The 11,122-nt window shown below is 61.0% G+C and carries 9 protein-coding genes; all 9 read right to left on the bottom strand.

The annotated features are described in order from the left end of the window. Nucleotides 1–244 precede the first annotated feature (244 nt). Entirely contained in the window at nt 245–1,675 is a 1,431-nt protein-coding gene (locus ACGHIZ_RS00655; RefSeq protein WP_117758597.1) for a 6-phospho-beta-glucosidase, read from the bottom strand. 344 nt (nt 1,676–2,019) lie between these two features. Then, entirely contained in the window at nt 2,020–2,664 is a 645-nt protein-coding gene (locus ACGHIZ_RS00650) for a DUF4867 family protein (RefSeq protein ID WP_117839929.1), read from the bottom strand. A gap of 144 nt (nt 2,665–2,808) precedes the next feature. Further along, entirely contained in the window at nt 2,809–3,297 is a 489-nt protein-coding gene (locus tag ACGHIZ_RS00645; protein WP_117770240.1) for an S-ribosylhomocysteine lyase, read from the bottom strand. 135 nt (nt 3,298–3,432) lie between these two features. Next, on the bottom strand, nt 3,433–4,923 hold the full coding sequence (locus tag ACGHIZ_RS00640; protein WP_390448386.1) for an FGGY family carbohydrate kinase: 1,491 nt from the start codon (nt 4,921–4,923) through the stop codon (nt 3,433–3,435). Nucleotides 4,924–4,979: 56 nt separating this feature from the next. Next, nucleotides 4,980–5,921, bottom strand: a complete 942-nt coding sequence (locus ACGHIZ_RS00635) for a transketolase family protein (protein ID WP_390448383.1) — start codon at nt 5,919–5,921, stop codon at nt 4,980–4,982. Next, on the bottom strand, nt 5,914–6,750 hold the full coding sequence (locus ACGHIZ_RS00630) for a transketolase (protein WP_199576976.1): 837 nt from the start codon (nt 6,748–6,750) through the stop codon (nt 5,914–5,916). Before ACGHIZ_RS00630 ends, ACGHIZ_RS00635 begins: the two co-directional genes overlap by 8 nt. A 2-nt stretch (nt 6,751–6,752) precedes the next feature. Further along, nucleotides 6,753–8,153, bottom strand: coding sequence for an L-fucose/L-arabinose isomerase family protein (locus ACGHIZ_RS00625; RefSeq protein WP_195535695.1), 1,401 nt, complete (start codon nt 8,151–8,153; stop codon nt 6,753–6,755). A 258-nt stretch (nt 8,154–8,411) separates the two neighbouring features. Next, nucleotides 8,412–9,422, bottom strand: coding sequence for a LacI family DNA-binding transcriptional regulator (locus tag ACGHIZ_RS00620; RefSeq protein ID WP_055252157.1), 1,011 nt, complete (start codon nt 9,420–9,422; stop codon nt 8,412–8,414). Nucleotides 9,423–9,596: 174 nt separating this feature from the next. Then, complete coding sequence (locus ACGHIZ_RS00615; protein ID WP_164473267.1) at nt 9,597–11,015, bottom strand: 6-phospho-beta-glucosidase; 1,419 nt, start codon at nt 11,013–11,015, stop codon at nt 9,597–9,599. Between the last annotated feature and the right edge of the window lie 107 nt (nt 11,016–11,122).

Here is an 11,122-nt window from a genome sequence, read left to right as displayed (position 1 = left end):
CGGCCGCGTGGCCGATATGTCGCTCGCGGGTACCCATAGTGCTTTTAGTGTACCGACAGGCGGGCCCAAAAAGCGGGCCACATGTCCCAAAATCCGCCGACGGCGAGGGACGTCGCCAGCGACTAGTCGTTTAAGAACGTCCCCAATGAGTGCTTTCACTTCTTTTAACAAAACGCCCGGCGGGCATTAACTGCTCGCCGGGCGTATTGGTTAGGAAACTCTGAAGTTGAGTGTCTCGGCTTCCTTAGGACAGATCCTCACCATTCGTTTCAATGACATGCTTGTACCAGTGAAAGCTCTTCTTTTTGGAACGCTTGAGGGTGCCGTTGCCGGCGTCGTCGCGGTCCACATAGATAAAGCCGTAGCGCTTGGACATCTCGCCCGTGCCGGCAGACACCAGGTCGATCGGGCCCCAGGTGGTGTAGCCCAGCAGGTCAACGCCGTCCTCGGTCACCGCATCGCGCATCGCGGCGATATGCTGGCGCAGGTAGTCGATACGGTAGTCGTCGTTGATGGAGCCATCCTCCTCGACAACATCCTTGGCGCCCAGACCGTTCTCGACCACAAACAGCGGCTTCTGATAACGGTCGTACAGGTCGTTGAGGGTGATGCGGAAGCCCAGCGGATCGATGGCCCAGCCCCACTGGCTCTCCTGCAGGTAGGGGTTCTTGGCGCCGGCGAAGGCGTTGCCCTGGGTGCGCTCGACATCGGGGTTATCGGCACCGGCGGAGCAACGGGTGCTGTAATAGCTAAAGCTGATGAAGTCGACGGTGTTGGCGGCCAGGATCTCGCGGTCCTCATCCGTCATGCCCACATCGATGCCCAAACGCTCGAGCTTCTTGACGGCATAGGCCGGGTAGTAGCCGCGGCTCTGAACGTCGACGAAGAAATAGTTGCTCTGGTTGTCAATCTGCGCTTGGCGCACATCGCCCGGACGGCAGCTGTAGGGGTAGTAGCTACCTGCGGCAAGCATGCAACCGATCTTGACCTCAGGGTCGATCTCGTGAGCGATCTTGGTTGCCCAAGCGCTGGCGACGAGCTCGTTGTGGGCGGCCAGGTACTCGACGGCCTCCTTGTTCTCGCCCTCCTCAAAGACCAGACCGGCACCCATAAACGGCAGGTGCAAGATCATATTGATCTCGTTGAAGGTGAGCCAGTACTTCACCAGACCCTTGTAGCGGGTAAAGATCGTGGTCGCGAGGTTCTTGTAGAAGTCGATGAGCTTGCGGTTGCGCCAGCCGCCGTACTCCTTGATGAGGTGGATCGGGCAGTCGAAGTGCGTGATGGTCACGAGCGGCTCGATGCCGTGCGCCTGACACTCGCGGAACACATCCTCGTAGAAAGCCAGGCCGGCCTCGTTGGGCTCAGTCTCGTCGCCGTTGGGGAAGATGCGGGTCCAGGCCAGGCTCATGCGGAAGGTCTTAAAGCCCATCTCGGCAAAGAGGGCGATGTCCTCCTTGTAGTGGTGATAGAAATCGATGCCGGTCTGCGCGGGGTAGTAATAGCCGTCCTCGAAGTCGAGCATCTTGCGCTGGCCGGAGACCACCGCATAGCGCTCGGGGCCGTGCGGCGCCACGTCCACGTTGGCCAGGCCGCGGCCATCCACGTCGTAAGCGCCCTCGCACTGGTTGGCAGCCGTCGCGCCGCCCCACAGGAAGTCTTTACGGAAAGCCATGCATCAATCCTTTCACACGCTGTTTGTCGTGGTTTCAGTATCCCCGTAAGCAGCGCGCTACTCAACGGCAACGACGCAGGCCGACACTTCTTTTCGCACACGGCGGCCCGGCAGCCGCCCCTGCCTGACACTTTCTGATACCGCCGCCCCAAACCACCACAAAGGGGACAGGCACCTTTGTGGTGGTTTGGGGCGGTTTGTCTCGATCTGTAACAGGTAGGCAGCCAAAACCGGGCTTGGTGTTACAGATCGAGATTTTCGGGCAGCCCCCCGCAGTTTGTCTAAATCTGTAACAGGTAGAGACGATTTAGCCCGCTAGATGTTACAAATCGAGACGGAAGATGCTAGTCACAGGCGATGTCGAGGTTCTTGCCGACGAGGCCCACGTAGCCGCCCTCGGCAGCCTTGGGACTATCTGCGTGGCAGAGAACCCACTTGTCGGCCTTCCAGTAGCAGTAGCTGTCACCGGCGGCAGGCATGTCGGCTGCGGCCTCGGGGCGCGGGCCATTGGTGCCCGCCGGCAGCGCCACCATCACCTGGAAGCCGCCGTCGTCGACCATGCAGGGCGTGTAGTGGAGCGTGGTGTTGAAGACTTCGACGACCGTACCCGCCGGCACGCGGAACGCCTTGACGCACGCGGTGTCGAGCTTGCCGCCCTCAATCTCCCAGCGATGCGCCACGAGCAGGATAAAGTCGCGGGCGCCCAGGTTAAACTCGCTGGCGCGGTGATACTCCAGGCAGTTGAGGCGTGTGTTGTGCCCGTTGCACCAGCCGAGCTGGAAGGAGCGGCCGCCAAACATGAGAAAGCCCAGTTTATCGGCACCCTTGACGCTCTCGAGCTCCGGCGCGCTTGCTACGTACTTGCTGCCTTCGGGGATGGGCGTGGCAGAGAGCGCCTCGAGCACGAGCAACGTGAGCTCGGACGGAACGTCATCCCAAACGTTGCCATAGGATTTGAACTCGGGATCGTTGACAGAATAGATGTGCATGTTCGCTCCTGTTCGTAAATGTGACTATATGAACATTCTAGAACAAACATGAGCGATTTTGAACGCTCGTCCCGACCACTCAACAAAAAGGCGCCCCCGCATAAGCGAAGGCGCCCAATGCGCGCGCTTTGGGCGATAAAGCCCTTACGCCTGCTGATAATGCAGGTGCTTCTCATCGATATCGGCCAGGTCGCGGTCGAGATAGCGACGCGCGAGCCAGTTTGCCATGGGGAGGTTCTGGTCCAGATAGTTACCGCACTCCTCGGGAGCGGCACCGGGGACATCGCCCTCAAAGCCGGCGACAAACTCGAACAGCTCACGCACGAGCGGCAGGATCTCCTCGCTCGTCACCTCGCCAAACACGACGAGGTAAAAGCCCGTGCGGCAGCCCATGGGACCAAAGTAGACAATGCGGCTCGACCACTCGGCATGGTTGCGAAGGAACGTCGCGCCCAGGTGCTCGATGGTGTGGCACTCGGCCGTGTTCATGACCGGCTCCTTGTTGGGCGTGGTCAGGCGCAGATCAAAGGTGGTGACGGCGGCGCCGGTCGCCGGATCGCGGTCGATGCGGCTCACATACACGCCGGGCTCGAGCAGCAGATGGTCAACGGAAAAACTCGCGATACGCTCCATGGCAGTTCCTCTCGGTAGTCAATTTAGGACGGGGCTCTTTTAGCTGGTTCGAATGATCGCACCAATCATACCAGTCAAAAAAGCCCCGTCCCAAATGAGCTACCCGGGAATAGCCTGCGGGCGCCGCGCAGCCGCCTAGGCAGTGTAGGCGATGGTCGCGTCGACGGCGTGGCGCCAGCCGGCGATCATTTTAGCGCGCTCGTCGGCGGGCATCGACGGCTCCACGATGCCGCGGGCGCCGTAAACGTCGACGACACCGCGCGTGTACATGCCCAGCGCAATGCCGCAGGCCCAGGCCGCACCCAGGCCGCTCATCTCGTCGTTGCTCGCGATGCGGATGGGCGAGCCAACCAAATCGCTCTCAAACTGCATCAGGTACGCGTCGCGCGTGGGACCGCCGTCAACGCGAAGCTCGGCCAGCGCCGCGCCTGAATCCTCGACCATCGCATCGATCACGTCAAAGATCTGATAGGCGATCGACTCGTCGGCGGCCTTCACGAACTCCGCGCGACCCGTGGTGCGCGTCATGCCAAAGACGCAGCCCTCGGCGTCACTCGCCCAGTGCGGCGCGCCCAAACCGGTAAACGCCGGCACAAAGTAGACGTGGCTCGCCGGATTGGCGGCGTAGCACAGGTCGGTAACCTCCTCGGGGTTATTGATGAGCTCAAGATCGTCGCGCAGCCACGTCTTGACGGCGCCGGCGTAGCTCACGTTGCCCTCGAGCACGTACTCGGTCACGCCGTCCATGCGCCATGCGAGCGAGCTCGAAAGCCCGTGCGAGCTGGCAACGAACTCGTCGCCGACGTTCGTCATGACCGAGCTGCCGGTGCCATAGGTCGCCTTGGCCATGCCGCGGCTATGGCAGCCCTGGGCAAACAAGGCCGCGTGGCTGTCGCCCAGCACGCCGTGAATGGGCACGGGCGCCGGCAAAAAGCCGCCCAGATCCGTCGTGCCGAACAGGCCATCGGAATCGGTCACCTGTGGCAGACAGGCCACGTCGACGCCAAAGGCCTCGCACACCGGCTCGCTCCAGCAGCCACGGCGCAGGTCAAAGAGCTGTGTGCGGCTGGCGTTAGACCAGTCGCAGCGGAACTCCGCGCCGCCCGTGAGCGTCCAGACCACCCAGGCATCGATGGTGCCCAGGCACAGCTCGCCTGCCGCCGCGGCCTCGGCAGCAGCGGGAACGTTCGCAAGGATCCAGGCCATCTTGCCCGCCGGATAGTAGGGCGAGAGCACCAGGCCCGTCGTGTCGCGCACCAGCTCGGCCACACCCTCGCGCGCGGTCAGCTCGTCGCACAGCTCGCGGGCGCGGGCGCACTGCCACACCACGGCGTCGCACAGTGGCTCGCCCGTCGTGCGGTTCCATGCAACGGTGGTCTCGCGCTGGCTGGAGATGCCGATGCCGGCGACGTCGGCCGGATCGACCCCGGTCTCCTCCACCACGGCACGCGCCACGGCCAGCACATTGGTGGCAATCTCGGCCGGATCATGGCTCACCCAGCCGGCTTCGTTGACAATCTGGCGATGCGAGCGGTCGGCACGATGAATCAGATGGCCGCCCTCGTCTACCAGCAGCGCCTTGGTGCCCTGCGTGGATTGATCGATTCCGATGATGTAGCGGCCCATGGCCACCCCTTTCAAAACGAATGTGACAAAGGGACGGTCCCTTTGTCACATTCCAATTACTCTGCGGGCAGGAATTCGGCAACGGTCTTGGCGATTCCGACACCCGTCAGGCCGTAGTGTGCAAAGACCTCGGGGCTCGTGCCAGTGATGACCGGCGCGTCGGGCAGGGAGAGACACTTGACCGGACGCGGGCAATGCTCGCCCACCACCTGCGCGACCATAGAGCCCAAGCCGCCGAAGGGGCTGTGCTCCTCGACGGTCACGACGGCGCGCGTGGCACCGGCGGCCTCAATCACGGCCTCGGCGTCGAGCGGCTTGACGCAATACATGTCGAGCACCGTTGCCGAGATGCCCTGCTCGGCCAGCAGGTCGGCGGCGTCCACGGCATGGCGGACCATCTCGCCGGTAGCGACGAGCGTCACATCGGTGCCGCGGCGCACCCAGGTGGCGCGATCCATCTGGAACGGGCACTCGTCCTCGGTGTACACGTCCTCGACCGGGTTGCGGCCCACGCGGATGTAGGCCGGCTTGTTGTCGGCGACCAAGGCCCGTACGAGCTTGGCGGTCTGGAAGCGGTCGCTCGGCAGGTACACGCGCATGTTGGGAAGTGCGCTCATGGCGGCGATATCCTGCGCGGAGTGATGGCTCATGCCCAAGGCGCCATAGGACACGCCGCCAGAGATGCCGATGAGCTTGACATTGGTGTTGGAGTACGAGACGTCGACCTTGCACTGCTCATACGAGCGCGTGGTCACAAAGGACGCCGGCGAAGCGGCCCAGGCCTTCTTGCCGCACGAAGCCATGCCGGCGGCGATGCTCACCAGGTCCTGCTCGGCGATGCCGACCTCGACGGACTGCTGGGGATACTGATCAAAGAACGGCGTGAGCGATGCGGAGCCACGGGAGTCGGAGCACAGGACGACGATGTCCTTATCGGTCTTCGCGGCCTCGAGCAGCGTGTCGCAGATAACCTTGCGATTGGCGATCTTGTTAGCCATTGATGGCCTCCTTATGGGCAGCGAAATCGGCGATGATCTGGGCATATTCCTCATCATTGGGCAGGTGATGATGCCAGGCGGCCTTGTCCTCCATAACGGGCGAGCCGTAGCCCTTCACCGTGTTGAGGATGATGACCGTGGGCTTGCCGCAGGTCTCGGCCGCAAGCGTCAGCGCGGCGTCGATGGCCCGGACGTCGTTGCCCGGAATAGAGAGCACGTTCCAGCCGAAGGCGGCCCAGCGCTCCTCCTGCGAGTCCTGCTTCATAACGTCCTCGGTGCTGCCGCTGATCTGCAGGCGGTTGCGGTCCACGAGCGCGCACAGATTATCGAGCTGGTAGTTGCCGCCGCTCATGGCGCCCTCCCAGACCGAGCCCTCGGCAAGCTCACCATCGCCCATGATGGTGTAGACGCGGTAATCGCGGCCGTCCATCTTGCCGGCGAGCGCCATGCCCACGGCCACGGGCAGGCCGTGACCCAGCGAGCCCGAGTTCATTTCGATGCCCTTGAGCTTGTTGTTGGGGTGGCCGATGTAGGGGCTGCCGAACTTGGAGAAGCGGGCCTTGACGTCGTCGAGGTCAAGATAGCCCTCGTGGCAGAGCACCGCGTAGTAGGCTTCCATGGCGTGGCCCTTGGAAAGCACGAAGCGGTCGCGGTTGGGATCGTCGACGGTCTCGGGCGAAATGTTGAGGTGGTTGGCATAGAGGGTCATGAGGGCGTCGATCACCGACATGTCGCCGCCGATGTGGCCGCCGGCGCCAGCCATGATGATATCGACGCAATCGCGGCGAAGGTCCCAACGCAGGGACTCAAGCTCTTCGATAGTTGCCATTTCTACTCTCCTCGCAGGTAGGCTTTAACGTCTTCTTCGATGGGGTCGTACAGGTCGGGGGCAATGCCGATGTACTTGCACGCCTCGTAGAGCACCGGCACCACGTTGGCGTGAATAGCGACGCAGTGGTGGATGTAGGGGCCCTCGACGATCTTGGCTTCGAGGCGCTTGAGGTTGTCGACCTCGACCCACAGGTAGGTGCCCATGCCGGCCGGGCCGTCGATGCCGCGGGCGTTGCCCAGTAGCAGCGAGTACTCGCCGTTGTCACCGTCAAAGCGGGCAAGGGTGAGGTCGCCGTGCTTGGCCTCGGCCGTCAGCGCGCCGGGGTGATCGAAAGCCAGCGGGTAGGTGAGCTTGGGCTTGACGGCCGCGCAGCTGCAGGGCCAGGGGCCGCAATGCTGCAGCAGCTCGCCGTTCTCGTTATCGGGATGGCGCACGGTCCAGTCGGCGAACATGCCGCGGTGACGGCCCAGGTCGGCGGCCTCGACCATCAGCGCGGTGATGGCGCCGTGGATATCGGTCTCGCATACGATAGGAATGCCCATCTCGTTGAGGATGGCGTTGGCGGCGCAGGGCATAATGCCCAGCTCGTCCTGCAGAGCGTTCCAGCACTGAATGGCACCGGCGTTGCAGCCATACTTCTCGACCAAGCGCTTCATGGCGATGGCAAGACCGGCGACCGCGGGGACCTTGTCCTCGGGGATGCAGATCTCAAAGCTGTCGTTGATGTGGGCAAGCATGGCGGCCATGGCCTGCTCGTCGGCCTGGGCGTCGCGCACAGCCTGGACAAGTTCGGTCATGGGGATAGGCGAAAGCTGGATGTTGAACTTCTCGAGCAGCTCGCCCTCGTTGCACATGGTCGACCAGAAGTCGAATGGACGGGTGGCCATCTGCAGGATGCGGGTGTGCTTGAAGGTCTTGACCACGTTGCAAACGGCCAAAAAGTCCCAAACGCCGCGCTCGAACTCGGGGTCGGTCAGGCGGCAGTTGGTCATGTAGGTGAAGGGAACCTGGAAGCGGCGCAGGACCTTGCCGGTGGCGAACAGGCCGCACTGGCTATCGCGCAGGCGTGTGCCGTCGGGCTCGGGGCGCTCGTCGCGCGGACCCCACAGCAGTACGGGTAGACCGAGCTCGCGGGCAAGGCGAGCGCAAACGTACTCGGTGCCAAAGTTGGCGTGGCACAGCATAATGCCATCGACGCCCTCGGCGCGGAACTTCTTCACGATAGGCTCGATATGGCTGTCGTCGAACAGCAGGCCCTCGTCATTGATGTCGTCGATATCCACGATGTCGACGCCGATCTCGCGCAGGCGATCAGCCGTCAGGCCGCGATACTTGATTGCGTCCGGCGCGCTAAAGATACTGCGGCGCGTGGGCACAAAGCCGAGCTTGATCTTGTCCATGTACGTCCTCCCCTAATCACATGTTCAGTAAACAGACGCATGTTTCGTTTTGTTCTGTTTACTAAATGTTTTACTCTACTGTTTAGAAGTTTAACGCGAAATACCCGTAGACGGTAGAGAAATCAGCCTAAACGGTATGTAAACAAACTGAACATACAAGGGCATCAAAAAGAGGGCCCCGAAGGACCCTCTCTTAGTAGCGTTATGTATGGCTGCCTTAGCGAGCTTTGCCTCCCTACGGCCTAGCGTTGCCTTTGCCTAGATTTCGCGCACGCTTTGGCGCTCGACAAAATAGGTCGACACGGCCGTCTTGCAGGTATAGCTCTTGGGATTGCGGATGTTGCCCACCAGGCGGCGCACCGCGATCTCGCCCACCTCGTGCTTGGGAACGTGCACCGTGGTGAGCGGCGGATTGGAGAAGGCGCCCAAAGACAGATCGTCAAAGCCGATGATTGAGACATCCTCGGGGACACGTATGCCGTGCTCGTTCAGCGCGCGCATGGCGCCTACGGCGAGCACGTCGTTTTCGGCAAAGAAAGCCGTCGGCAGGTCGTCGCGCGAGACGCTGTCGAGCCATGCGCCCATGTCGCGATAAGCACCTTCGAGCGTGGTGCCCAGTGTGACGCGCCATGTCGGGTTGGCCTCAAGGTCCGCATCCTCAAGCGCTTGGCGATAGCCGCGCTCGCGATCCTTAAAGTTGCGGATGCGAAGGTCGCCTGCCAGATAGCCGATTTGCTTGTGACCCTTCTCGATAAGGTAGTCCACGGCGCGCAGCACCGAGTCGGTGTTGGCAATGACTACGGCATCGAAGTACTGACGATCGCTCCAGCCATCGAGCACGATCAAGTGGGCGGCAGCGTTGGCGAACAAGGCATAGTCTTCCTCACCCAGCTCGGTACCCATCAGCACGATAGCGGCGGATGGATCGGCGATCAGGCCCTCGACCTGCGGACGCACGGCGTCCAAGTCGCTAAAGTCGAGCGAGACAAAGCTCGTGCTCATACCGTGACGACGCGCCTGGCGCTCCACGCCCTCAATAACCGCGGGATGAAAGGTGCTCTCGTCCAAAATGGCGCCCGTCTTGCGCGCGAGCACAAACTGAATGCTCTCGAGCTGCGTCGACTGCTGGTAGCCAAGCGATTGCGCGCACTCCAGGATGACCTTGGCGGTCTCCTCACTCACGCTGCGCTTGCGGTTGAGCGCGTTGGACACGGTCGCAGGCGAAAAACCGGTGATGCGGCTGATCTCGCGAACACTTGCTTTGGCCATTGTTCCCCCTAGCAACGGCCGTGGCGGAGCATCGCAACTCGATGGCTCGGCAAATAAACGACCGCAAATTCAATCTAAACAGAATAGTAAATGTTTAATAGCTAGTTTAGCCTGTTGTCAAGCGAAGTGGCACGACTATTCCCCCAACGGGCGCATTTGTCCATCTTAACGTTATTACGCAAGGTCTTCGCCATTGCTTGCTATTACGCGTCGGTACCATTCGAAGCTTTTCTTTTTACGTCTCTCAAACGAGCCCGCACCGCTATCGTCTCGATCGACATAGATAAACCCGTAGCGCTTACGCATCTGTCCTGTGGCGACCGAAACCAAATCGATCGGGCCCCAACAGGTATATCCCATGAGTTCCACCCCGTCGAGCTCGACGGTCTCCCTCATCGCCTCGATGTGGGCCCGCAGGTATTCAACTCGATAGTCGTCTTCTATTTCACCCGAATCTTCCGGCACATCAGGAGCACCCAAACCGTTTTCGACGATGAACAGCGGCTTTTGATAGCGATCCCAGATTTCATTCATGGTGACGCGCAGCCCTTTGGGGTCGATAAACCTCCCCCAAGGCTCCTGTTTTAGATACGGATTAGGCGCCGAGCGAAGAAGGTTCGAATCGAACTGACCTTCCGCATGCGCTTTTGCGACGCGCGTCGAGTAATACGAAAACGAGACGAAATCGACCAGGTTTGCAGCCAGTACTTCGCGGTCATCATCCCGATAGGGCACCTCAAAACCATGGCGGGCGTATTCCTTGAGAACATAGCTCGGGTACGCACCGCGCACCTGGACGTCGGTAAACATGTAATGGCTGCGATTCTCAGCCTGCGCAGCCAGCACATCGTCCGGATCACATGTAGCCGGATAGAAGACACCTGCGTTGAGCATGCAACCGATCTTCGCCCCAGGGCACAGTTCATGACACGCCCCGACCGCACGGGCGCTCGCAACCAATACATGGTGCACGGCCGTGTGAACCGTTGCATAGCGATTCTCCCCTTGCTCGAAGATGATCCCCGCCGCCATAAAGCACGCCTGCGTCATGATGTTGATCTCGTTAAAGGTCAGCCAATAATTGACCAATCCCCGATAGCGCTCGAACACGGTACGCGAATATCGCTCGAACAGGTCGACCAACCTGCGATCGCGCCATCCGCCATACGCATCGACGAGATGCATGGGGACATCATAGTGGTTGAGCGTCACCAAAGGCTCAATGTCATGCGCGCGACACGTCCTAAAAACATCCTCGTAAAAGGCAAGGCCTTCTTCATTGGGCTCGGCTTCGTCTCCTTTGGGAAAAATGCGGCTCCAGGCGATTGATAAGCGCAGGCATTTAAAACCCATCTGGGCAAACAGTTCAATATCCTGCTTGTACCTATGGTAAAAATCAATGCCCTTGCGAGCGGGATAGAAGCTGTCGGGTGCCAACGCACGCGGATCAAGGTCTCCCCGCATGACGTCCATGCGTTGATCGCCAAACGGCAGCATGTCGGAATTGGCTAAACCGCGACCGCCTTCGTTCCATCCTCCCTCGCACTGGTTTGCAGCCAGAGCCCCGCCCCATAAAAAATCTTCTCTAAACATTATGGTGTCGTCCTTTCTATCAAATTCCCGGCCCACACTGTCGAACGCAACGGACTCGGCAAGTGCCGCGCAACAGCACAGTACCGTTGCGCGGCCAAGGGGTCGGA

Source organism: Collinsella sp. i05-0019-G5, from assembly GCF_042851345.1.
Taxonomy (GTDB): domain Bacteria; phylum Actinomycetota; class Coriobacteriia; order Coriobacteriales; family Coriobacteriaceae; genus Collinsella.
This window is presented reverse-complemented; position numbering and strand designations above follow the sequence as displayed.